At 70.7% G+C, this 23,600-nt stretch carries 21 protein-coding genes; 6 read left to right on the plus strand and 15 right to left on the minus strand.

Annotated features, from left to right (window positions below):
* Window positions 1-89: 89 nt before the first annotated feature.
* From OG276_RS18680 to OG276_RS18695, 4 genes are read right to left on the minus strand one after another with little or no spacing between them, the layout of a single operon-like run.
* A complete protein-coding gene (locus OG276_RS18680) occupies window positions 90-1,004 on the minus strand; it encodes a MerR family transcriptional regulator (protein ID WP_266906956.1) in 915 nt (304 codons plus the stop codon).
* Between the two features lie 10 nt (window positions 1,005-1,014).
* On the minus strand, window positions 1,015-1,938 hold the full coding sequence (locus tag OG276_RS18685; protein WP_266906958.1) for a metal-dependent hydrolase: 924 nt from the start codon (window positions 1,936-1,938) through the stop codon (window positions 1,015-1,017).
* Complete coding sequence (locus OG276_RS18690; protein ID WP_266912916.1) at window positions 1,935-3,707, minus strand: SDR family oxidoreductase; 1,773 nt, start codon at window positions 3,705-3,707, stop codon at window positions 1,935-1,937. The genes OG276_RS18685 and OG276_RS18690 overlap by 4 nt, the downstream gene beginning before the upstream one ends.
* A 5-nt stretch (window positions 3,708-3,712) precedes the next feature.
* Entirely contained in the window at window positions 3,713-4,582 is an 870-nt protein-coding gene (locus OG276_RS18695; RefSeq protein ID WP_266906960.1) for a M24 family metallopeptidase, read from the minus strand.
* Window positions 4,583-4,809: 227 nt separating this feature from the next.
* Between OG276_RS18695 and OG276_RS18700 the strand changes: the two genes are divergently transcribed.
* The 5 genes from OG276_RS18700 (at window position 4,810) to OG276_RS18720 (ending at window position 9,127) form a co-directional block, all read left to right on the plus strand.
* Complete coding sequence (locus OG276_RS18700) at window positions 4,810-5,847, plus strand: ABC transporter ATP-binding protein (protein WP_266906962.1); 1,038 nt, start codon at window positions 4,810-4,812, stop codon at window positions 5,845-5,847.
* A complete protein-coding gene (locus OG276_RS18705; protein WP_266906964.1) occupies window positions 5,837-6,724 on the plus strand; it encodes an ABC transporter permease in 888 nt (295 codons plus the stop codon). Before OG276_RS18700 ends, OG276_RS18705 begins: the two co-directional genes overlap by 11 nt.
* On the plus strand, window positions 6,721-7,632 hold the full coding sequence (locus OG276_RS18710; RefSeq protein ID WP_266906966.1) for an ABC transporter ATP-binding protein: 912 nt from the start codon (window positions 6,721-6,723) through the stop codon (window positions 7,630-7,632). The genes OG276_RS18705 and OG276_RS18710 overlap by 4 nt, the downstream gene beginning before the upstream one ends.
* Before the next feature lie 14 nt (window positions 7,633-7,646).
* Window positions 7,647-8,366 (plus strand): ABC transporter permease, encoded by a 720-nt coding sequence (locus tag OG276_RS18715; protein WP_266906968.1) that lies wholly within the window; start codon window positions 7,647-7,649, stop codon window positions 8,364-8,366.
* Between the two features lie 119 nt (window positions 8,367-8,485).
* Complete coding sequence (locus OG276_RS18720) at window positions 8,486-9,127, plus strand: rhomboid-like protein (RefSeq protein WP_266906970.1); 642 nt, start codon at window positions 8,486-8,488, stop codon at window positions 9,125-9,127.
* A 141-nt stretch (window positions 9,128-9,268) separates the two neighbouring features.
* On the opposite strand, the gene OG276_RS18725 is transcribed toward OG276_RS18720, so the two are convergent.
* The 9 genes from OG276_RS18725 to OG276_RS18765 form a co-directional block, all read right to left on the minus strand.
* Window positions 9,269-10,081, minus strand: a complete 813-nt coding sequence (locus OG276_RS18725) for an HAD family hydrolase (RefSeq protein ID WP_266906972.1) — start codon at window positions 10,079-10,081, stop codon at window positions 9,269-9,271.
* On the minus strand, window positions 10,078-11,355 hold the full coding sequence (gene serS / locus OG276_RS18730; RefSeq protein WP_266906974.1) for a serine--tRNA ligase: 1,278 nt from the start codon (window positions 11,353-11,355) through the stop codon (window positions 10,078-10,080). Before serS ends, OG276_RS18725 begins: the two co-directional genes overlap by 4 nt.
* A gap of 526 nt (window positions 11,356-11,881) precedes the next feature.
* A complete protein-coding gene (gene pheA, locus OG276_RS18735; RefSeq protein ID WP_266906976.1) occupies window positions 11,882-12,817 on the minus strand; it encodes a prephenate dehydratase in 936 nt (311 codons plus the stop codon).
* Between the two features lie 42 nt (window positions 12,818-12,859).
* A complete protein-coding gene (efeB, locus tag OG276_RS18740; RefSeq protein ID WP_266912918.1) occupies window positions 12,860-14,185 on the minus strand; it encodes an iron uptake transporter deferrochelatase/peroxidase subunit in 1,326 nt (441 codons plus the stop codon).
* The gene (locus tag OG276_RS18745; RefSeq protein ID WP_266906978.1) at window positions 14,182-16,224 is read right to left on the minus strand and encodes a copper resistance CopC/CopD family protein; all 2,043 of its coding nucleotides are present in this window, start codon (window positions 16,222-16,224) and stop codon (window positions 14,182-14,184) included. The genes efeB and OG276_RS18745 overlap by 4 nt, the downstream gene beginning before the upstream one ends.
* A 22-nt stretch (window positions 16,225-16,246) precedes the next feature.
* On the minus strand, window positions 16,247-16,753 hold the full coding sequence (locus OG276_RS18750; RefSeq protein WP_266906980.1) for a copper chaperone PCu(A)C: 507 nt from the start codon (window positions 16,751-16,753) through the stop codon (window positions 16,247-16,249).
* Window positions 16,750-17,403, minus strand: coding sequence for an SCO family protein (locus OG276_RS18755; protein ID WP_266906982.1), 654 nt, complete (start codon window positions 17,401-17,403; stop codon window positions 16,750-16,752). Before OG276_RS18755 ends, OG276_RS18750 begins: the two co-directional genes overlap by 4 nt.
* 96 nt (window positions 17,404-17,499) lie before the next feature.
* A complete protein-coding gene (locus OG276_RS18760) occupies window positions 17,500-18,228 on the minus strand; it encodes a YcnI family protein (protein ID WP_266906984.1) in 729 nt (242 codons plus the stop codon).
* Window positions 18,229-18,338: 110 nt separating this feature from the next.
* Window positions 18,339-19,154: a hypothetical protein gene (locus tag OG276_RS18765; protein ID WP_266906986.1), complete on the minus strand. Its 816-nt coding sequence runs from the start codon at window positions 19,152-19,154 to the stop codon at window positions 18,339-18,341.
* A 248-nt stretch (window positions 19,155-19,402) separates the two neighbouring features.
* Here OG276_RS18765 and OG276_RS18770 point away from each other — a divergent pair, with 248 nt between their 5' ends.
* Window positions 19,403-19,927, plus strand: coding sequence for an ATP-binding protein (locus tag OG276_RS18770; RefSeq protein ID WP_266906987.1), 525 nt, complete (start codon window positions 19,403-19,405; stop codon window positions 19,925-19,927).
* A 64-nt stretch (window positions 19,928-19,991) separates the two neighbouring features.
* Here OG276_RS18770 and OG276_RS18775 read toward each other — a convergent pair whose 3' ends face one another.
* Window positions 19,992-21,458 (minus strand): aminopeptidase P family protein, encoded by a 1,467-nt coding sequence (locus OG276_RS18775; RefSeq protein ID WP_266906989.1) that lies wholly within the window; start codon window positions 21,456-21,458, stop codon window positions 19,992-19,994.
* Between the two features lie 159 nt (window positions 21,459-21,617).
* Window positions 21,618-23,225 (minus strand): PP2C family protein-serine/threonine phosphatase, encoded by a 1,608-nt coding sequence (locus OG276_RS18780; protein WP_266906991.1) that lies wholly within the window; start codon window positions 23,223-23,225, stop codon window positions 21,618-21,620.
* Window positions 23,226-23,600: the final 375 nt, after the last annotated feature.

Genomic DNA, 23,600 nt, shown 5'->3' on the forward strand with positions numbered 1-23,600 from the left:
CCCCACAGGTCGGTCGGACTTGTCCACAGCCCTTTGCGCCGGTTTCGGCGGCAAAAGCGTGATCCGGCCTGTGGACTACTGAGCGAGCACTACCGGCCGCCGCGGCTGGCCAGATCGTTCATCGTCCGGGCCTGCAACTCCCGCTCCGTGGCGGCCCGGACGAACTCCGCCACATGATCCGGACCCACCAGCTCCTGCACGGCCCGCACGGTCTCCGCGGGCAGCGCCACCGGGGCCGGCCCGGACGGCTGGGGGGTCCCGACGGCTCCGAGGTGCTGCTGCAGGTGGCGGGTCGCGAAGAGGCGCATCGCCCGCGCCAGTTCCGCGTCCACCGTCTGCTGGGCCAGTGGCCGCAGCCTTCGTACCATCGTGGCCGCCTCGGCCGCGTCGGCGTCGGTCGGGGGGACGGCCCCCAGGTACCGGGCGAAGACGTGCTCCGTGGTGAACTCCAGGAAGCGCGAGGCGATGAGCTCCACCTGCCCGCGCAACTCCCGCAGATGACCGGTGATCGCGGGCAGCGGGACCCCGGCGGCGTACAGCTCGGCGGCCACGGACAGCTCCTGCGGGGACGGTACGAGGAACTGGTCCGGGCGCCCCGGGATCCGCTCCAGCACGCCCAGCTCGCACGCCTCGCCGACCGCTTCGTCGTCGGGCTTGCCGCCGAACCGCTCGTTCAGCTCGTCCCGGCTTATCCGGGCCGCTTCCTCATCCGTCCACGGTCCGTGCACCTCGGCCACCAGGCCCAGGACTCCGCCGAGACCGCGCCCCGCGTCCCAGGCCTCCAGCAGTTCCTTGATGGAAGCCAGGGTGTAACCGCGGTCCAGCAGGTCGGCGATCTGGCGCAGCCGCGCCAGATGCGTGTCCCGGTAGACGTTGGAACGGCCTCGGCGCTCCGGCTTCGGCAGCAGACCGCGGTCCTGGTACGCCCGGATCGTGCGGACGGTCGCACCGCTGTGGTGCGCCAGATCCTCGATCCGGTACTCGGCTACTGCCTGCTCGGACAATCCCGGCTCCCTACGACATGGCGGCTCGGCCGACCGCGCCCGCAGCGGACCGGGCGGCGGGTGAAGCCGCGAGGTACTCGACCGCCCTGCGCAGCGAGCCCTCCTGCGAGGGATGGTACGACCGCCGCAGGTAGCGGGGTATGGCCGTGCCGAGCTCTCTCCAAGTGGGCAGCAGCCCCTTGGCCACGGCCCGGTTGTGCTCGCGCAGCGAATAGCGGGTCCGTCCGCGCAGTTCGGGGTCGTTGCGCAGGAGGTAGGAGGCCCCCGCGATCCACAGCCAGCCCATGACTGGCGCGACCACGGCCATGCCCTCGATGCGCCGGAGGTAGCGGGGCAGGCCCGCTCCGCCGCAGTGCTGGTACATGTCGAAGGCGACGGACCGGTGCTCCACCTCCTCGGCGCCGTGCCAGCGCAGCAGGTCGAGCATGACCTCGTCCGCTCCGGCCGCGTCGAGCCCCTCGGCGCCGAGCACCCAGTCCCCGAGCACCGCCGTGAACTGCTCGATCGCGGCGACCAGCGAGAGCCGGAAGCGCAGCCACTCCTGCGCCGTGATCGGGGCACCGAACGGCGGGGTCTCCCCGAGCAGCTTCTCGAAGAGGAAGTCCACGTACTTCGTGTACGCCTCGGTGGGCAGCCGCTGTTCGGCGAGGTGGTCCAGGACGTAGGAGTGCTGCACGCTGTGCGTGGCCTCCTGGCCCATGAACCCCTTCACCTCACTGCGCAGCTTGGGGTCCGTGACCAGGGGCAGGCCCTCCTTGAAGACCTTCACGAACCACCGCTCACCGGCCGGCAGCAGCAGGTGCAGCACGTTGACGACGTGGGTGGCGGTGGGCTCGCCCGGTATCCAGTGCAGCGGGGTGGCCTTCCAGTCGAAGGCCACCCGCCGCGGCGCGATCGCGTACGGGGCAGCCCTGCCCGCGACCGCCTCGCTCACAGCTTGGGCTCCAGTTTCGCGAATCGCCGCAGGGTCCCCGGCGCGAACCGGGACATCCACAGGGCGCCCTTGGACTCGGGAGTCACCGGAACCACGGCCTGGTTCTTCACGACCGCGAGCAGGATCGCGTCCGCGACCTTCTCCGGCGGGAAGTTGCGCAGCCCGTAGAGCCGGGAGGACTTCTGCTGGCGCCGCTTCTCCTCGGCCTCGTCCACTCCGGCGAAGCGAGAGGTGGCGGTGATGTTGGTGTTGACGATGCCGGGGCAGATCGCCGACACACCGATCGACTTGGAGGCCAGCTCGGCCCGCAGGCACTCGCTGAGCATCAGCACCGCCGCCTTGGAGGTGCTGTACGCGGGCAGCGTCTTGGACGGCAGGTAGGCGGCGGCGGAGGCGGTGTTGACGATGTGCCCGCCCTGGCCGCGCTCGGCCATCTGCTTGCCGAAGAGCCGGCAGCCGTGGATGACGCCCCACAGGTTGACGTCGAGGACCTTCTTCCAGTCCTCGGCGGTCGTGTCCAGGAACGGCCCCGACAGGCCGATCCCGGCGTTGTTGACCAGGACGTCCACGATCCCGTACTCGGAGGCGACCTTCGCGGCGAGCTTCTCCATGGCCTGCTCGTCGCTGACGTCGACGCACTCGCCCCAGGCCTGCGGCGAGCCGACCAGGCGTGCCATGTCGGCGGTGCGGGCAGCGCCGTCGGCGTCCCGGTCCACGCACACCACCCGGGCGCCGGCCTCGGCGAACGCGAAGGCGGTGGCCCGGCCGATGCCGCTGGCGGCTCCGGTGACCAGGACCAGCTGGCCGCCGAAGCGGTCCGCGTACCTGCCCGGGGCCTTCTGCTCCGGCGCCCGCGTGGCGGGCTCCTCCCGGGAGGTGACGAACTCGGTGATCCACGCGGCCAGCTGGTCGGGCCGGGTCCGCGGCACCCAGTGCTTGGCCGGCAGGGTGTGCCGCACCAGGTCAGGGGCCCACAGCTCCAGCTCGTCGTAGAGCCGCTCGGAGAGGAAGGCGTCCCCGGTGGGGGTGATCAGCTGCACCGGTACGTGGGCGTACGCGTCGGCGCGCGGCCGGCGCAGCCGGGCCCGGACGTTGTCCCGGTAGAGCCAGGCTCCGTGCGCGGCGTCGGAGGGCAGGGAGGCCGTCGGGTAGTCCCCGGCCGGGATGTTCTCCATCCGCTCGATCAGCTTCGGCCACCGCTTGCCGAGCGGCCCGCGCCAGGCGAGCTCCGGCAGCACGGGGGTGTGCAGCATGTACACGTACCAGGACTTGACGCCCTGCTGCAGCAGCTGGGCGGCCCGGCGCGGGGTCGGCCGGGCCATCCGCTTCTTGATCCAGTGCCCGAAGTGGTCGAGGGAAGGCCCCGACATGGAGGTGAAGGAGGCGATCCGGCCCTCGGTGCGGGCGACCGTCGCGAACTCCCAGCCCTGTACGGAGCCCCAGTCGTGGCCGACCAGGTGCACCGGGCGGTCCGGGCTGACCGCGTCCACGACCGCGAGGAAGTCGTCGGTCAGCTTCTCCAGGGTGAACCCGCCGCGCAGCGGCTGCGGGGCGGTGGAGCGCCCGTGGCCCCGTACGTCGTAGAGCACGACGTGGAACCGGGAGGCCAGCCGCTCGGCGACCTGCGACCAGACCTCCTTGCTGTCCGGGTACCCGTGCACCAGGACCACGGTCGGCCGGTCCGTGTCGCCGAGTTCGACGACGCACAGCTCGACCCCGCCGGTGCTCACCCAGCGCTCGCGCGCGCCCGCCAGGCCCGCGTCCGTCATTGCGCTCATGCCGTCTTCTCCTCAGCCCAGCGCCGCACGTGCGGCAGATCGTCGTCCAGCCAGTACGCGCTCTCCTCGGGGTCCCGGGAGTCGGTGACGACCAGGATCTCCTCGAACTTCGCGCCGGTGCCCCGGAAGCCCAGGTGCGGCTCCACCGCCCACAGGCCGGGCTGGGGCGGGTGGTCGGAGAAGCGGTACGGGCTCCACAGCGGGGACCAGCCCTCGCGGTGGCCGCGCAGGGCATCGGAGGCCAGCCCCTTCAGGGCCTGGGTGCCGAACCCGAACGCGGTCGGTGCCCAGCTCCGCTCCTTGACCCGGTCTATCTTGTGCGCGATGACGCCGAAGGGGTAGGCCCGGTGCCGGTTGGTGTACCCCTGGACGATCATCAGTCGCTCCACCTCCTCGTAGATGTCGCGAAGGGAGCGGCGCTCGCGCACCTGGTCGAGGATCAGCGTGCGGTGCGCCTGCAGATCGGACATGAGCCGGTCCTGCACCGGGTTGAGGCCGAGGCTGCCCGAGTACCCGATGTCCGCGGTGTGGCCCTTGTAGACCGGGGCCATGTCGAGGATGAACGGCATCCCCGGCTCCAGGGCCCGGTTCGTCGGGAAGAACTGCAGGGGGATCTTGAAGCCGGTGAAGGCGGTCCGGTCCCCGAACCACGCGAACGGCATGTGGAACCAGTCCCGCACCCCGCGCTCGCGCAGCCACTCGCGCTGCATCCGCGCGGCTTCGCGCTCGGTCACGCCGGGGCGCAGCTGCGCCGCGACGGCCTCGGCGCACTCGTAGGAGAGGCGCTGCACCTCCTTGAACCCGCGCAGCTCGGCGGAGAGTTCCGTGGTGCGTCGCTTCGTGCGTTGCCTGGTGTCCCCAGCCATGCCAGCCGTCCGTCCATGTAGCCGTACGCGCCCGTAACTTGACACTGATGAATGTGACAATGACTGGAGATCACGTCAAGGCCCGTGCACGGACCTGTGGACAAACTTGTCCGGTACGCATCAGCCCTACGTCAGCCTTATGTCGGGGTCCGTAGTCCTGAAGGCGGAGAAAGGATCGAGCTCCAGGTCTGACGATCCGGGCTCCGTGCGCCACTAACGTCGTTCACGTGACTGTCATCGCGACCGAAAGCCTGAGCAAGCGGTACCCCCGAGTGACCGCCCTCGACCGGCTCTCCTTGGACATCGGACCCGGAGTTACCGGGCTCGTGGGCGCCAACGGAGCCGGCAAGTCCACGCTGATCAAGATTCTGCTGGGACTCTCCCCCGCCACCGAGGGCACCGCCGCCGTGCTCGGACTCGACGTAGCCACCCATGGCAGCGCGATCCGCGAGCGCGTCGGCTACATGCCCGAACACGACTGCCTGCCCCCCGACGTCTCGGCCACCGAGTTCGTCGTGCACATGGCGCGCATGTCCGGGCTCCCGCCGACCGCCGCCCGTGAGCGCACCGCGGACACCCTGCGCCACGTGGGGCTGTACGAGGAGCGCTACCGCCCCATCGGCGGCTACTCCACCGGCATGAAGCAGCGCGTCAAGCTCGCCCAGGCGCTGGTCCACGACCCGCAACTGGTGCTCCTCGACGAGCCCACCAACGGCCTCGACCCGGTCGGCCGCGACGAGATGCTGGGCCTGATCCGCCGCGTCTACACCGACTTCGGCATCTCGGTCCTGGTCACCTCCCACCTGCTCGGCGAGCTGGAGCGGACCTGCGACCACGTCGTGGTCGTCGACGGCGGCAAACTGCTGCGCTCCAGTTCCACCAGCGACTTCACCCAGACCACCACGACCCTCGCGGTCGAGGTCACCGACTCCGACGCCCACCCGGACGGCACCGCCGCCCTGCGCAAGGCGCTCACCGAGGCGGGAGTGACGCTGCACGCGGGAGAGGAGGAGGGCCTGCCCGGAGCCGGCCACATCCTCCTCGTCGAAGCCTCGGGCGAGGCCACGTACGACGTCGTCCGCGACACGGTCGCCGATCTCGGCATCGGCCTGGTCCGCATGGAGCAGCGCCGCCACCACATCGCCGAGGTCTTCCGCGACAGCGACGCGGCGGCCGCCCGGGCCGAACAGTTCGCAGCTCAGTCCGCCCAGGCCACCGCCTGGGCCGCCACCCAGCAGAAGGGAGCCGGTTCCGATGGCGCCTGACACCTCGACCCAGATCCACAACATCGGCTACCGGTCCTACGACGGCCCCCGGCTCGGCCGCTCCTACGCCCGCAAGTCGCTCTTCGCGCAGTCCCTGCGCGGCGCCTACGGACTCGGCCGCTCGGCCAAGTCCAAGGTGCTGCCGATGCTGCTCTTCGCGGTGATGTGCGTTCCCGCGCTGATCCTCGTCGCGGTCGCCATCACCGTGCCCGGCTCCACCGCGCTGCCGATCAAGTACACGACGTACGCGATGACCACCCAGGTGATCGTCTACCTCTACCTGGCCTCCCAGGCGCCGCAGTCAGTCTCGCGGGACCTGCGCTTCAAGACGGTGCCGCTCTACTTCTCGCGGCCGATCGAGCGCGTCGACTACGTCGTGGCCAAGTTCGCGGCCATGGCCTCGGCCCTGTTCATCCTCACGGCCACCCCGCTGCTGATCATGTGGATCGGCTCGCTCCTGGCGAAGTTCGACTTCGCCGACCAGACCAAGGGATTCGGGCAGGCACTGGTGTCGGTACTGCTTCTGTCGCTGCTCTTCTCCGGCCTCGGCCTGGTCATGGCCGCGCTCACCCCGCGCCGCGGCTTCGGCGTCGCCGCCATCATCGCCGTGCTCCTGATCCCCTACGGCGCCGTGTCCGCCGTCCAGGCCATCGCCTACGAGACCGGCTCCACCGGCGGCATCGAGTGGCTGGGCCTGTTCTCCCCGATGAGCCTCATCGACGGCCTGCAGACCGCCTTCCTCGGCGCCGACTCCGGCTTCCCCGGCAGCGAGGGCCCCTCGGGCGCCGTCGGCTTCGTCTACCTGCTCGTCATCCTCGGCCTCATCGCCGGCTCCTACGCCGCCCTGATGGCCCGCTACCGGAAGGCCGGGCTGTGAGCATCATCGACATCGACCACACCTCCCGCTGGTTCGGGAACGTCGTCGCCGTCAACGACGTGACCATGCGCATCGGTCCCGGAGTCACCGGCCTGCTCGGCCCCAACGGTGCCGGCAAGTCCACCCTCATCAACATGATGGGCGGCTTCCTCGCCCCCTCCACGGGCACCGTCACCCTCGACGGCACGCCGATCTGGCAGAACGAGCAGGTCTACAAGCAGATCGGCGTCGTGCCCGAGCGCGAGGCCATGTACGACTTCCTCACCGGCAAGGAGTTCGTCGTCGCCAACGCCGAACTCCACGGTCTCGACGAGGCGGCCGCCCAGCGGGCCCTGGCCACGGTCGAGATGGAGTACGCGCAGGACCGCAAGATCTCCACGTACTCCAAGGGCATGCGCCAGCGCGTGAAGATGGCCTCCGCCCTGGTCCACGATCCGTCGGTGCTCCTGCTCGACGAGCCGTTCAACGGCATGGACCCGCGCCAGCGCATGCAGCTCATGGAGCTCCTGCGGCGGATGGGCGACGACGGCCGCACCGTGCTCTTCTCCTCGCACATCCTGGAGGAGGTCGAACAGCTCGCCTCCCACATCGAGGTGGTCGTCGCCGGCCGGCACGCTGCTTCCGGCGACTTCCGCAAGATCCGCCGCCTGATGACGGACCGCCCGCACCGTTACCTGGTCCGTTCCTCCGACGACCGGGTCCTCGCCGCGGCCCTGATCGCCGACCCGTCCACCGCCGGGATCGAGGTCGACCTCAAGGAAGGCGCCCTGCGCATCCAGGCCGTCGACTTCGGGCGCTTCACCCAGCTGCTGCCGCGGGTCGCCCGCGAGCACGGCATCCGGCTGCTGACGGTCTCGCCTTCCGACGAGTCCCTCGAGTCGGTCTTCTCCTACCTCGTCGCGGCCTGAAGGAGCTGGCACTGATGTACAACCCCACCGTTGCCCGGCTCACCTACCGGGCCCTGCTCGGCCGCCGCCGCGCACTGATCCTCTGTGCGCTGCCCGTCCTGCTGATCGCCATCTCCATCGCCGTGCGCGCCTTCACGGGCCTCGACGACAAGGTCGCCGCCGATCTCCTCGGCGGTTTCGCCCTGGCGACGATGGTCCCGCTGATCGGTGTCATCGCCGGCACCGGCGCCATCGGCCCGGAGATCGACGACGGCTCGATCGTCTACCTGCTCTCGAAGCCGGTGAAGCGCCCGACGATCATCCTGACGAAGCTGACCGTCGCGATCGCCGTCACCATGGTCTTCTCCGCGATCCCCACCCTGATCGCCGGCTTCATCCTCAACGGCAACGGCCAGCAGATCGCCGTCGCCTACACCGTGGCCGCCCTCGTCGCCTCGGTCGCCTACAGCGCCCTGTTCCTGCTGCTGGGCACCGTCAGCCGGCACGCGGTCGTCTTCGGCCTCGTCTACGCCCTGATCTGGGAGTCGCTCTTCGGCAGCCTCGTCGACGGAGCCAAGACCCTCAGCGTCCAGCAGTGGTCGCTGGCCCTCGCGCAGAAGGTCGCGGGCGAGGGGTACGTGGACGCCACCGTCGGGCTGCCCACCGCGGTGATCCTGCTCGTCGCGGTCACCGTCGGCGCCACCTTCTACGCCGGACAGAAGCTCCGCAGCCTGAAGCTGGCGGGTGAGGAGTAGGACCTCCGGAGCCCGTACCGGCGTCCCACCGGCATCCGTACCGGATGTTTCACGTGAAACAGTGCCCCGCCCGGCCCACCGGCCAGGCGGGGCACAGCTTTGCGCGAGATCATCGGGAAATGATCGAGTACACCGAGCCCGAGCCCTCCAGGCCAGTGCGGTCATGGATACGCTCCGCGCCCGGCACCCACATCTGGCTGCTGATCATCGTGGTCACCAGCATCGTGGTCGTGATCGTGCCCGACCATCTCGAACACGTCCTGCTCCACCGCAACAGCAGCAACATCCACGAGCTCGCCCAGCACCCCGTACGAGCGCTGCTCAGCAGCGCGTTCTGGATCGAGGACCCGGCCTCGCTCCCGCTCTACTTCGTCCTCTTCGAGATCTTCCAGGCCAATGTCGAGCGCTGGCTCGGCACCCTGCGCTGGCTCTTCATCATCGCGACCGGACACATCACGGCCACGCTCATCAGCCAGAAACTGGTCCTGATGGCCATCCAGGACCACCGCGCCCCGCGCAGCATGGTCCACGTCGTCGACATCGGCGTCAGCTACGGACTCGCGACCGCCGTCGGGGTGCTGACGTACCGCCTGCCCGGTCCCTGGCGCTGGCTCTACCTCGCCGGCTCCGTGGCCTTCTTCGGACTCCCGCTGGTCTCCGGCGGGACCTTCACCGACTTCGGCCACGCCATCGCATTGGCCGTAGGCCTCCTCGCCTGGCCGCTGACCCGGCACCCGAACCTGAGCCGGATGCACGGCTGACGCACGGAAATTCACTGGTACGAGGCGTGCGGCGGGGGCAGAGTGAGCCGTGCGGGGAGAAACAAGAAGGTCCGGAACAGCCACTTCGAGCGCGCCTTGCGGCGCGGGCCGTTCCGGACCTTCCGTTCGTCTTCCGCCCGGTTACGCGGCGCCCAGCAGACGCTCCAGGACCACGGCGATGCCGTCCTCCTCGTTGGAGGTGGTGACCTCGTCCGCCACCGCCTTGAGCTCCGGGTGCGCGTTGGCCATGGCCACTCCGTGCGCGGCCCAGCCGAACATCGGGATGTCGTTGGGCATGTCTCCGAAGGCGATCGTGTCGGCCGCCTTCACCCCCAGCCGGCGCGCGGCCAGCGAGAGCCCGGTGGACTTGCTCAGCCCCAGCGGCAGGATCTCCACGACACCCGGACCGGCCATGACGATGCCGACCAGGCTGCCCACGGTCTCCCGGGCCACCTGGACGAGGGCGTCCTCGTCCAGCTCGGGGTGCTGGATGTACAGCTTGTTCAGCGGAGCCGACCACACCTCGGAGGTGTCCTCCAGGTAGAGCGCGGGAAGGCCCTCCTGGACCTGATAGCCGGGGCCGAAGAGCACCTCGCCCTCGACTCCGTCCCGGCTGGCGGCGATCGCCAGCGGACCCACCTCGGCCTCGATCTTCTCCAGTGCCAGCGCGGCCAGCTTCCGGTCGAGCGTCACCGAGGTCAGCAGCCGGTGCGCGCCCGCGTCGTAGACCTGAGCGCCCTGCCCGCAGACCGCGATGCCCTTGTAGCCGAGGTCGTCGAGGACGTGCCGGGTCCACGGCACGGCGCGGCCGGTGACGATGATGTGCGCTGCGCCCGCGGCGGTGGCCGCGAGGAGCGCCTCACGCGTGCGCTCCGAGACGGTGTCGTCGCCGCGCAGCAGCGTCCCGTCGAGGTCGGTCGCGACGAGCTTGTACGGGAACGGGGCCGTGCTCACTTGGTGATCGGCTCCAGGACTTCCCGACCGCCCAGGTAGGGCCGGAGCACCGGGGGAACGTGGACCGTGCCGTCGGCCTGCTGGTGGTTCTCCAGGATCGCGACGATCGTGCGCGGGACCGCGCACAGCGTTCCGTTCAGGGTGGACAGCGGAGCGGTCTTCTTGCCGTCGCGGTAGCGGATCGACAGGCGGCGCGCCTGGAAGCCGTCACAGTTCGAGGCGGAGGTCAGCTCGCGGTACTTGCCCTGGGTGGGGATCCACGCCTCGCAGTCGAACTTGCGCGAGGCGGAGGCGCCCAGGTCGCCGGTGGCGACGTCGATCACCTGGAAGGGCAGCTCCAGGCTGGTCAGCCACTGCTTCTCCCAGTCCAGGAGCCGCTGGTGCTCGGCCTCGGCCTCCTCCGGCGCGACGTACGAGAACATCTCGACCTTGTCGAACTGGTGGACGCGGAAGATGCCGCGGGTGTCCTTGCCGTACGTGCCGGCCTCGCGGCGGAAGCACGGGGAGAAGCCGGCGTAGCGCAGCGGCAGCTTGTCCGCGTCGATGATCTCGTCCATGTGGTACGCGGCGAGCGGGACCTCGGAGGTGCCGACCAGGTAGAGGTCGTCGCCCTCCAAGTGGTACACGTTCTCCGCGGCCTGGCCGAGGAAGCCGGTGCCCTCCATGGCGCGCGGGCGGACCAGCGCGGGGGTGAGCATCGGGGTGAAGCCGGCCTCGGTGGCCTGCGCGATGGCCGCGTTGACGAGGGCGAGCTCCAGCAGGGCGCCGATGCCGGTGAGGTAGTAGAAGCGCGAGCCGGACACCTTGGCGCCGCGCTCGACGTCGATGGCGCCCAGGGACTCGCCGAGCTCCAGGTGGTCCTTGGGCTCGAAGCCCTCGGCGCCGAAGTCGCGGATGGTGCCGTGCGTCTCCAGGACGACGAAGTCCTCTTCGCCGCCGACGGGCACGTCCGTGTGGACGACGTTGCCGAGGCGCAGGAGCAGCTGCTTGGCGGCTTCGTCCGCCTCGTTCTGCTCGGCCTCGGCCGCCTTGACGTCCTGCTTGAGCTGATCGGCCTTCTTCAGCAGCTCGGCCCGCTCCTCCGGAGAGGCCTTGGGGATGAGCTTGCCGAGCGACTTCTGCTCGTTGCGGAGTTCGTCGAATCGCATGCCGGAGGACCTGCGGCGCTCGTCTGCGGAGAGCAGTGCGTCGACGAGGGCGACGTCCTCTCCACGGGCGCGCTGCGAGGCGCGGACACGGTCAGGGTCTTCACGGAGCAGCCGGAGGTCAATCACCCCTCCAGGCTACCGGGCCGGGCTTCCGAGGAGCGCACCGATATCACGCTGCGTGTCACTTTGTCCCAATTGCCGCGAATGGAAAACTTCCTGCAGGAGGCTGGAAGCATCCCTTCCGTCGGGGCCGATAAAACGGCTCCATTCCCCGAAAAGGGGCGCAACGGCAGCGATCGGGCACCCTCTGAGCAGGAGGGAAGGGCCTTCCTTGTCCACAGGAATTCCCCAGGGGACCGGCTTATCCACAGGCTGTGTGCCGGATCTGTGGACACAGGAATAGATCAATCTCGACCATGGGGCGAGCGGGCCCAATCAGGGTTCAAACCACCCTCACACACTCATTCGGGTGGGAATGACTCGCCCCAAAGAGTTGATCGGTGATACAGGGGTGACGCCGTTCACCTCCCGCTCGTCAGCGCGAAACCTGCGCCACCCGACCGATTTGTCGACCTTGTCGTGTTGCCGTGTCGACTTGTCCCCAGGTCTGCATCGATCCCTGTGGATAACTCTGTGGACAGTGGACAGAGCGTTAGGGGCGCCCGTCGAGGCAACGCGTCAGCCAGTCCGAGGCCGCGGTGAAGTCGCCGTCGGAGGTGCCGGCCCGGGCGGTCTGGACGTCACCCTGAGCGACACCGGCGCGCGGGTAGGAGCCGAGGAAGCGGATCTGGGGACAGGTGCGCTTGAGGCCCATGAGTGCCTCGCCGACCCGGCGGTCGGAGATGTGTCCCTCGGCGTCGACGGCGAAGCAGTAGTTGCCGATCCCCGCACCCGTGGGCCGGGACTGGATCAGCATCAGGTTCACCCCGCGGACGGCGAACTCCTGGAGCAGCTCCAGCAGCGCGCCGGGTCGGTCGTCGCCCATCCACAGCACGATGGAGGTCTTGTCGGCTCCGGTCGGTGCGGCCGGGCGGGCAGGACGTCCGACGAGCACGAAGCGGGTCTCGGCGTTCTGCGCGTCGTGGATCTCGGTGACCAGCGGGACCAGCCCGTAGGTGGCGGCCGCGAACTCGCCCGCGAAGGCGGCGTCGAAGCGGCCCTCCTGGACCAGCCGGGCACCGTCGGCATTGGACGCAGCCGACTCCCACAGGGCGTCGGGCAGGTTCGACCGCAGCCAGTTGCGCACCTGAGGCTGGGCGACCGGGTGCCCGGTGACGGTTTTGACGTCCGACAGCTTGGTTCCGGGCCGCACCAGCAGTGCGAACGCGATGGGGAGCAGCACCTCGCGGTAGATCATCAGGGGTACGCCGGCAGCCAACTCGTCCAGGGTCGAGGTGACCCCGCCCTCCACCGAGTTCTCGATCGGGACCAAGGCGGCCGCGGCCTCACCGTTGCGCACGGCGTCCAGAGCGGCCGGGACCGAAACCATCGGGACGAGCTCCCGGGTCGCGGCTTCGGGGAGGGTGCGAAGGGCGGCTTCGGTGAACGTGCCCTCGGGACCGAGATAGGTGAAGCGGGTGGCCGACATGTGATCAGCCTAATGCCGGGGCCAGGACCCGACAGGGGCTGTTCACCCTTCGAGCAGCCGCTGGCCCACGTACTCCCCGGCGCGCGCGCCGGGCGGCACCGCGTACAGGCCGCTCGACTCGTGCCGGATGAAAGCCGAGAGGGCGTCGCCACGATCGAGCTTGCGCTGGACGGGGACGAAACCGCGGGCCGGGTCGGCCTGCCAGCAGATGAAGAGCAGCCCCGCGTCCGGGGTTCCGTCGGGGGCGATCCCGTCGTGGAAGGAGAAGGGACGCCGGAGCATGGCCGCCCCGCCGTTCTGTGCGGGTGCGGAGATCCGGGCGTGTGCGTTGGCGGGGATGACCGGCTTCCCGTCGGCGCCGATCTTGTCGAGGGCCATGGCGGTGGTCTCGCCGCCTCCGGTCAGCGGGGCGCCGGTGGCCTTCGTACGGCCGATGACCTGCTCCTGCTGGGCGAGTGACTGCTGGTCCCAGGAGTCGAGGAGCATCCGGATGCGGCGTACGACGGCGTACGAGCCCCCGGTCATCCAGGCGTGCTCCGGGGGGAGCGTGCCCTGGACGAAGATCCGCTGGTCGAAGTCGGCTTCGGTGGGCTTCGGATTGTTGGTGCCGTCCACCTGACCCATGAGGTTGCGGGCCGTCATGGGAGAGGCGGTGGCGCCGGGAGAGCGGTTGAAGCCGTTCATCTGCCAGCGCGGCCGGGCCGCCTCCCCCGCGTCCTTCTGTAGGGCGCGCAGCGCGTGGAAGGCGACCAGTGCGTCGTCGGAACCGATCTGCACCCAGAGATCGCCGTTGCTGCGCTGGGCATCGAGCCGGTCGGCGGAGAAGTCCGGCAGCGGGTCGAGGGCGGCGGGGCGGCGTGCGGTGAGGCCGGTGCGCTCGAAGAAGGAGTGGCCGAAGCCGAAGGTCACGGTGAGGGAGGAGGGGCCGGAGCCGAGGGCGATGCCGGTGTCGGCGACCGGTGCGGTCTCCCCCGCGGTCAGCCGCCGCGCGGTATCGGACCAGCGCCGCATCAGAGCGGCGGCCTCGGTACGCCCGGCACCGGGCGCCAGGTCGAAGGCGAGGACGTGCCCCTTGGCCTGGAGCGGCGTGGTGATGCCGGCCTGGTGATCCCCGTGGAAGGCCACCCGGGTGGCCCCGAGGCTGCCGGGGGCGCCGCCGGATCCCGTGGACTCGGACCCGGACACCGCGGACTGTACGAGGGCTCCGCCGGCGGCGCCGAGCGCGAGCCCGGCGGCGCCCGCGGCGCCGACCGTGCCCAGCAGACGGCGGCGGGAGATCTCGATACCGGGGAGTTCCGTGGTGCGCTCGGCGCTCTCGGTGCTCTCTGTGCTCTCGGTGGGGTCGCTGTTCTGGGTCACGCGGGTCAGCCGATCTTCACGTTCTTCTGGACGGTCGTCTGGTCGATGTCGGAGGTGCGGATGGTCACGTCGATCCGCCATTCCCCGGTCAGCGGAAGCTGGACGCCCGATGCGGTCCAGTGCCCGGCGGCGGCACGCTCGGGGAGGACCGGAAGCGGGCCGATCTCCTTGGCCTCCAAGGTGAAGGACACCTTGAGCTCGGGCAGGTCGAGCGGCTTGCCGTCGGGGGTCTCGGCCCATACGTGGAGGGTGTTCGCACCGACGCGGCCCGGGTCCAGCTGGAGCCGGACCGAGCCCTTGCCGTTCTGGCCGCCGGTGTCGAAGGGCAGCGTGACCTTGACCGCGCGGTCGGGAACGGCGGTGGCGGTGGAACCGCGACCCACCTCCAGCTCCGCGGCACGGCCGGGCTCGGTGCTGGTGAGGATGGTGGTGACGGCCAGTAGGACCACGGCGACGCCCGCCTCGGCGAGGACGGACCGGCGCAGGCCGGCGCGGTCCGGATCGGCGTCGCGCACCTGCTTCTCCCGCGCGGTGCGCCGCGCGGCACTCTGGCGGGCGAGCTGCGCGGCGCGCCGGGGGTCGGAGGCGACGGCGTCCGAGGCGTCGGGGACGGCGTTGGCGTCCGAGGCGACGGCCACGGGTGATGTTTCACGTGAAACATCGGAAGGGCTTGCCTCCTCCGCTTCCCGCTCGGCCTTGGCTTCGGCCTTGACCTCGGCCTCGCTCTGGCTCCCGGCCAGCCGCGAGGTCCACTTCCGCGAGGTGTAGGCGATGGCGACGACGACGGCCACGAGGCCGATCTTGACGAGCAGCAGCCGGCCGTAATCGGTCCCGGTCAGCGCGGACCAACTGCCGACCTGGCGCCAGGCCTGGTAGGTGCCGGTGCCGGCCAGGACGAGAACGCTGGTGAAGGCGACGGTGGAGAAGCGCCGGATCGCCGTGCGCTCGATCCCCGGGACCTTGTGGAGTGCGACGAGCAGTGCGGTGAGTCCGCCGAGCCACGTGGCGACGGCCAGCAGGTGCAGGATGTCGACGGGCATGGCGAGGGCGGGCTGGATGCCGGTGGAGGCGTGCTCGGACAGCGCCCAGGTGGCGGCGATGCCGCCGGCGACGACGGTCCCGCCGATGCCGAGCCCGAAGACGAGGTCGCTCTCGCCCTTGGCGTCCTCTTCGGAGACCTCGGAGGTGCCGGAGCCGCCCGGTCCGTCCGTGCCGTCCGCCGTGTGGCGCCGGGCATAGGAGCCGAACAGGACGGTGATGAACAGTGCGGCGGCGCCCAGGAGCAGCAGCCGCGAGACGAGCGAGGCCCCGGACTTGGTCTCCAGGACGGTCTTCAGCCCGGCCAGGTCGAAGGCGTCGGAGAAGTTCCCCGACCCGGTGTACGGGTTGCGGAGCAGCAGCATCACCAGGGTGGCCACGGTGAGCGCGACCCAGGCCCGTACGACCAGCTTCTGCATCGGCCGCTGCGCCGCGCCCCGGCGCCAGCACAGGAGGATGAAGGCGGCGGCGCCGACCAGTACGGCGAACCCGGCGTAGGCCACGTAGCGCGCGATGCCGTAGGCGACGGCGACGGGCCCGTCGCCCGCCGTCCGAGAGGGCAGGGAGACCGCGGTCTCGGAGGGTGCTCCGATGGAGAAGGTGAAGGCGCCGGAGATGGGGTGGCTGTCCGCGGATATGGCCTGCCAGGCGACGGTGTAGGTGCCGTCCGGCAGTCCCGGGCGCAGGGCGGTGCCGTAGCGGATGATGCTTCCGCTGCAGAGGTCGCGCAGTTCGCCGGTATCGACGCGCTTGCCCCGGGGATCCAGGACGCGGATGGAGTCGCCGTTCATGGCGACCCCCTCCGAGAAGGAGAGCGTGATCTGGGCGGGCGCCATGGCGACCACCGCCCCGTCCGTGGGGTCGCTCGCGGTCAGCGCGGCGTGTGCCGAGGCCGGCGCGGCAGCGGCGAAGAAGGCTGCCAGCAGAGCGGCGAGGACCAGCGCGAGCCGCGGCAGGAGTGCCGTGGCACGGACGCGGGCCGTGGATGGGGTCGGGGCGGTGGCCGTCATGGCGTGTCAGTCCCTCGGTCCGTCAGTGGGCGGTGCCATCGGAGGATGTCGGAGCCTTGTACGTCCGCTCCTTGACGTCCAGCTCGACCTTGACCGGGCCGGACTTCTCGAAGCGCAGTTCGATGGTGACCTTGTCACCGACCTTGGGGGTGTTCTTGAGCCCCATGAACATGACGTGGCTGCCGCCGCGCGCCAGCTTCAGCTCGCCGTTCGCGGGCACGTCCATGGACTGCACCTGCTGCATCTTCTGATCCTTGGTCTCGTGGATCTGCAGATCGTCGGAGAGCGGGCTCGTGGCGCCGGTCAGCTTGTCGGCCGTCTTGGAGTCGTTCTTGATGACCATGAACGCGCCGGCCATCTCGTCGTTCACGGGCTGCGGCATGTAGCCGCCGCTGACCGTCAGCTTCGGAGCGCCACCGGAAGCGGATCCGGAGTCCTTGCCGTCCGAGGAGCAGCCGGATATGGCGAGCGCGGCCGTCAGGGAGAGGGCGACGGCGAGGGTGCGGGTGCTGGTGGTGCGGGTGTTCACGGGTTCTCTCCCTTGACGACCTTCGGCAGGTCCTTGGTGTAGTCATCGACGGTGGTGCTCTCGCCGTAGAGGAGGTATCCCTCGTCGGTCTTGGGCGAGAAGGCGATGACCTGGGCGCCGTGCATGGACACGACGTTGCCGGCGGCGTCCGTCTTGGCGGCCTCGATACCGATGCCGAGGGTGCGTGCGGCGGCCTGGATGGTGGCGAAGTCCCCGGTCAGCCCGGTGAATGCCGGGTCCTGGGCCTTGAGCCACGAGCCGAGGGATTCGGGAGTGTCCCGTTCCGGGTCGGTGGTGATGAAGACGACCTGGAGCTTGTCTTGGTCGGCCTTGGGAAGTGCCTTCTTGGCGACGGCGATGTTGCTCATCGTCAGGGGGCACACGTCGGGGCAGCGGGTGTAGCCGAAGTAGATGAGCGTCGGCTTGCCCTTGGTCTGCTCGCGCAGGTTCCACGGCTTGCCGGTGGTGTCCGTGAGGACGACGTCCGGCTTGTCGAAGGGGCGGTCGAGCACGGTGGCGGAGCCGGCTTTCGCCTGGTTCTCGCTGATCTGGGTGACCTGGCCGTTCTTGGCCGGTTCGCCACCGCAGGCGGTGAGGGTGAGGGCGGCCGCCGCCACGAGGGCGGCGAGCGTCACACGTGTGGTGCGCATGGGAAAGTCCCTGGGATCGGGGGTGGTACGGGTGGATCCGCGAGCCCGGCCGGCCCGGATGACCGGCCGGCTGCGCGGAATCGGCAGGTCAGGAGGTCAGGAGGTGCGGCGCCGCGAGGCGATACCGAAGGCCACGCCGCCGAGTCCGATGACGATGCCGGCGATGCCGAGGGCCCGCGCGGTCGTGTCGGAGCCGCTCTTGGCGGCGGCCGTGTCGTGGCCGTCCTTGTGGTCGGCCGCGGCGCCGTTCTTGTCGCCGTCCGTCTTCGCGGCGGCGTCGTGGTGGTCGCCGCCGGCCGGGGCGGCGATCAGCTTCAGGACGGGCGCCGGGTTCTGCGGCTCCGCGGCGCCTTCCTTGGGCTCTTCGATCCAGCGGACGATCTCGCCGTTGTCGTAGGTCTGGATCGCCTTGAAGACCATCTTGTCCGTGCTGTCGGGCAGCTTGCCGACGGACAGCGGGAACTGCTGGAACTTGCCGGGCTCGATCTTGCCGCCCGACCAGGTCACCTTGGTGACGGCCTCGTTGATCTGCTTGCCGTGCACGGTGAGCGGCTTGTCGAGCTTGGTCTTCTCCACGTTCACGGTCCAGCCGGGAACGTCCTGCGGCATGACGGAGGACAGCGGCTGGTCGACGGGGAAGTTGACTTCCAGCTGGGTCGTCGAGGCGCCGTCCCGCTCGTTGGGGACCTTGAAGTTGATTGTCGCGTAGCCGCCCTTGGTGGCCTCGCCGGGCTGCACGCCGACGTGGGCGAAGGCCGTACCGGAGAGGAGGAGGACGGAACCGGCGGCGAGGGCGGCGGCGAAGGAGACGCGAGAGGTCTTCATGGCAGAAACACTCCACGGAAGCTGTGGTGACGGTGGCTCCGCGCGCGGCGCGCACGGAGTTCGCGGCACCGGTGCTCCCGTCGTGAGTCCCGGGGAGGAGAGGTGCCGCTTCAGGCTGCGAGGGCGAATGCCGTGGGCGGCCCGCGCCTGATCACCGTGTGCTGGAGTGCGTCCCTGCCCGTGGAGAGCCCGGAGCCGGTCCCGGCGCCCGCTGCCCGCGGTGTACGCACGGGCCGGTCCGCAAGACCCGCGCCGAGGGCCCGTACGTAGGCCAGCGCGGCACGCAGGGGGCGTACCGGTCCGGACGCGGCGGAGAGCCTGGACAGTTCGAGGAGGCGGAACAGCGCGGCGTCGCCGCGCCCGAGCAGCCAGCCGGCGGCGAGCGCGGCCAGCAGGTGCCCGATCAGCATGGCCGGGCTGAACAGCCCGACCAGTCCGGTGGCCGGCTCTACGAGGCCCTGCCCCATGTGGGCGTGGGTCATGTGCCCCTGCGCCTCGGCCTGCGCGGCCACGGCGTCCGGGTCCAGCCCGGCGCTCTCCAGGATCCGCCGGGCATCCGCCGGGTGGATCGGGACGGAGTTGCCCCCGCACACCAGCTGGGCGGCCAGCGCCGCTAGTGAGGTCTCCGAGGAGGTACCGCCGCCCGCCGAGGCCTTGTGCTGGCCGAGGCCGAACACCGTGTGCAGCGCGAGCTGTCCGCCCGCCAGTGCGGCGGCGATGCCGGGCAGCGAGCGGCGGCGTCCCGCGAGGGGGGCCGCCACCGCGAAGACGGCGAGGAAGCCGGCGCAGAGGGACCACCAGGGCACCGTCGCGCAGGAGGCCAGTGCGTGCCCGGCCGCGGACAGCACGACACAGACCGCGGTGAACACCGCGGCCCGGATCAGCCTGAGGCCGGGTCCGGCCTGCGTCGCGTGGGGGGCAGTCATGGCCGGGCCATCATCGCACTGGGCTTAGGCGCCGCATACGGCAGGTGCGACAGCAGGTTGGCATTCCCGCGCACGGATGCGGGGCGTCGGTCGGTGCCCGCGCACCCGGCCACTCCCCCAACCCCAGCCCGGCATCTGCGCGTACACCGCCGCATACACCGCCGCCCGGGAGCGCCGCATCGGCCGAACGAGGGCTCTGTCGGCCTTCTGGCGCTTAGCCCCCGCCCCGGGCGGCAATAGGTAACCGTATGAGCATCTGGTGGTCTCTCCACTTGAGGCGCGAAGCAGCGAGTGTGCCCCTCGCGAGGCGACTGCTGCTGGGGACGATGGAGACCGCGGGGGTGGACCCGGACATCTCCTTCGACCTGTCGGTGGCGCTGAGCGAGGCGTGCGCGAACGCGGTGGAGCACGGTGGCCGCGAACCCGTCCCGCGCTGCGGGTACCCGGACGACGCGACGTACCCGGACGACGCGACATACACGGACGACGCGGCCCCGGGCGGCGGATCCCCGGACGGGACCGGGGCGTACCACGTCACGGCCTATCTGGACGGGGACCGCTGCCGCATCGAGGTGAGCGACTCGGGCCCGGGGTTCCCGCCCGCGACGGTGGCCCGCCGCAGACCGTCCCTGGCCGAGCACGGCCGGGGACTGCACCTGATCGAGGAGCTCGCCGACCACGTCCGCTTCCGCAACCGGCCGGGCCGGGGCGCCGTGGTCAGCTTCGACAAGATGCTGAAGTGGCGGGACGACTCGCTGCTGAAGGTGTCGTAGACGCGCCGATGGGCGGAACCCGTGGAGGGTCCCGCCCATCGGCGCGTACGAGCGAGCGGTGGCGTCAGCCCTTGAGCCGTGCCATCCACGCCTCGACCTCGTCCGAGGTGCGGGGCAGACCGGCCGACAGGTTCCGGTTGCCGTCCTCGGTGACGAGGATGTCGTCCTCGATCCGGACGCCGATGCCGCGGTACTCCTGCGGCACGGTCAGGTCGTCGGCCTGGAAGTACAGACCGGGCTCGACGGTCAGGCACATCCCGGGCTCCAGCGTGCCGTCGACGTACGCCTCGGTGCGCGCGGCGGCGCAGTCGTGGACGTCCATGCCGAGCATGTGGCCGGTGCCGTGCAGGGTCCAGCGGCGCTGCAGGCCGAGCTCCAGGACGCGCTCGACCGGGCCCTCCAGCAGGCCCCACTCGACGAGCTTCTCGGCGAGCACGTGCTGCGAGGCGTCGTGGAAGTCGCGGAACTTCGCACCCGGCTTGACGGCGGCGATGCCGGCTTCCTGGGACTCGTAGACCGCGTCGTAGATCTTGCGCTGGATGTCGGTGTACGTGCCGTTGATCGGCAGCGTGCGCGTGACGTCGGCGGTGTAGAGGGAGTGGGTCTCCACACCGGCGTCGAGCAGCAGCAGGTCGCCGGAGCGGACGTCGCCGTCGTTGCGGACCCAGTGCAGGGTGCAGGCGTGCGGACCGGCGGCGCAGATGGAGCCGTAGCCGACGTCGTTGCCCTCGACGCGGGCGCGCAGGAAGAACGTGCCCTCGATGTAGCGCTCGGAGGTGGCCTCGGCCTTGTCGAGCACCTTCACGACGTCCTCGAAGCCGCGGACGGTGGAGTCGACGGCCTTCTGCAGCTCGCCGATCTCGAACGCGTCCTTCACGGCGCGGGCCTCGGAGAGGTAGACGCGCAGCTCCTCGTCGCGCTCCTTGGTGACCTTGTCGGTCAGGGCGGTCTCGATGACGGAGTCGTGACCGCGCACGGCGCGGACCGGGCCCTCGGCCTCGGTCAGCTCCTCGGCGAGCTTACGGACGTCCTTGGCCGGGATGCCCAGGAGCTGCTCGGCCTCCGTGAGGGAGTGGCGGCGGCCGACCCACAGCTCACCGCTGCCGGAGAGCCAGAACTCGCCGTTCTCGCGGTCGGAGCGGGGCAGCAGGTAGACGGTGGCGTGGTGGCCGGTCTCCCCCGCGGGCTCCAGGACCAGGACGCCGTTCTCGGTCTGGTCGCCGGTGAGGTACGCGTACTCGGTCGAGGCGCGGAAGGGGTACTCGGTGTCGTTCGAGCGCGTCTTCAGCCGCCCGGCGGGGACGACGAGACGCTCACCGGGGAAGCGCCGGGACAGTGCGGAGCGGCGGGCGGCGGTGTGCGCGGCCTGAGCGATCGGCTCCAGTCCGCGCAGCTCGGTGTCTGCCCAGCCCGTGCGCATGCTCGCGGCGAGCTCCTCGCTGACACCCGGGTACAGCCCGTTCTTGCGCTGCTTGTGCTTCTTCTTGGGCTGCTCTTCTTCCGGGGTCTCCGGGGTGAGCTCGTCAGCCACGTCTTCTCCTCAGTACGACGGACACGGACCGGGTATGGACCTCATCCATCGTATGTGTGAGCGGACGCCCCCCGACGGGTCGTGTGACAAATCAGCTAAACCCGGCCACACCGTCACACGCCCCGCCCCCGCCCCCGCCCCCGTCTCCTCATGTCCTCGTCACTCGAACCGCGCCGCGAGCAGCACGATGTCCTCGGAGGCGTCCGCCGGGGAAACGGGACCGTCCCCGCCGCCGTCCGGCAGCACCGTCCGCAGGATGTGGTCGCAGATGGCGGCCGGGTCCTCGCGGACGCTACGGGGGATCCCCGCGGCCGCGGCGTGCAGCCGCGCGTACGCCCGGTCCATCGGGTCCCCGGTGCGGCGGAGCAGCCCGTCCGTGTACAGCAGCACCGTTTCTCCCGGCGCGGGCTCGATCTCCACGCTCGGAGCCTCCCAGCAGGACAGCATGCCGAGCGGTGCGGAGAGGGTGGTCTCCACGTACTCGGTGCGCCGCTCGCCGATCAGCAGCGGCGGGGTGTGCCCGGCGCCGGCCAGGATGAGCTTCCTCCCCCGGCCGTTCGAGTTCGGGCCCCCGGCGGGCTCGCAGTAGGCGAACAGCGCGGTCGCCGAGCGCGCGGGCTCGGTCAGGCGCAGCAGCAGCTCCAGGTCGGACAGGACGGCGACGGGGTCCTCGCCCTCCATGACGGCGTACGCCCGCAGCGAGGCGCGCAGCCGCCCCATCGCGGCGACGGCGCTCGGTCCCGAGCCGGTGACGGAGCCGACGGCCAGCCCGAGGGCGCCCTCAGGCAGCGGCAGCGCGTCGTACCAGTCGCCTCCGCCGTGCGGGCCGGTGTGGTGCCGGGCGGCGAGCTGGACCCCGGGGATCCGGGGGAGCCGGCTGGGCAGCAGTTCCTCGGCGACGGTGGCCAGGCTGGAGCGGGCGCGCTCCACCTCCAGCATCCGGGCCAGGTGCTCGGCGGCGTGCCGGACGTACAGACCGGCCAGGTCGCGCTGGCGGTCGCTGGGCTCGGCCTGTTCGTCGTAGAGCCAGACGGCCGCGCCGAGCCGGCCGGTGGCCTCGGCGGTCAGCGGCAGCGCGTAGCTGGCGGCGTAGCCGAGACGGGCGGCGACCTCGCGGTGGCGGGGGTCGACGGTGGCGCCGTACGCGTCGCCGCCGGGGCCGGCGGTCGTACCGGGCTCGGGCAGGACCTCCGAGCCGCCGTTGGCGTCGGGCAGGCCGTCGAGGATGCGGCCGTAGGAGGTGGCGCTGCGCGGCACCGTCTCGATGTGGCCGAGGTCGGCGTGGCCGAGCCCGAGGCCGATCGTGGTGGTGGGGCCGAGTCCGTCGGAGGGCTCCAGGACGATCAGGCCGCGACGGGCGCCCACGAGGGCCGCACCCGCCCGCAGGAACTCCTGGAGGGAGGCGGTGAGGTCACTGGCGCGGGCGAGCCGCTCGGTGAGCTCGTGGAGGGTGGTGAGGTCGGAGACCATGCCCGCGAGGCGGTCCTGAATGACCGAGCTCGCGGCGGGGCCCTGCGCCGGTGTGTGGACCGTTCGCGGGCTCGTCGATGTGGACACGGCCGTGGGCGCCGGTGTGGGCGCCACAGTGTGCGGGGACGCTGTGACAGCTGGATCGATTCCAGCCACTTTCGGCAGATGCGGGGCGCTCATGGCGTCCGCCTTTCCAGCTGGTGCGATTCGCCATATAGCATCGCAAACCCCCAGATCATGCTGCGCCGCTATCAATGGATCCACATCTACACGCACACGAGGAGCGATGTCCAGCATTGCCCAGGTGGGAATCCTGGTGTCCGTGGGACGGCAACTCACTGTTCGGTCAGGGCTAGAACTTGGCCGGAAAATGCGGGAAGCGGGCGGTTTTTGCGGTCGACTGGGCGAGTCAGTCGGCCGGTCCGGGTACGTAATCCGTTGCACCCGGGGAGAGTTGGCGCAGTCCGGTGCCCGCCGGGAACCGTCGGGCACGGCCCGTCGTCCCCATCGACGAGAGCCGTCCCCCGCGCGGCCCCGGGTCGCGTACCGCCCCCGACGGACGTTTCATGGACCCGTAAGAAAACTGCACGAACCGTGTGAACCTGCTTCAGGCGGACAGTGACGCGAAACGTGCACGTGTGGTGAACCACCGCTTACATGGTGTGATGTGGC

The organism is Streptomyces sp. NBC_00086 (assembly GCF_026343255.1).
In the GTDB taxonomy this organism is placed as follows: domain Bacteria; phylum Actinomycetota; class Actinomycetes; order Streptomycetales; family Streptomycetaceae; genus Streptomyces.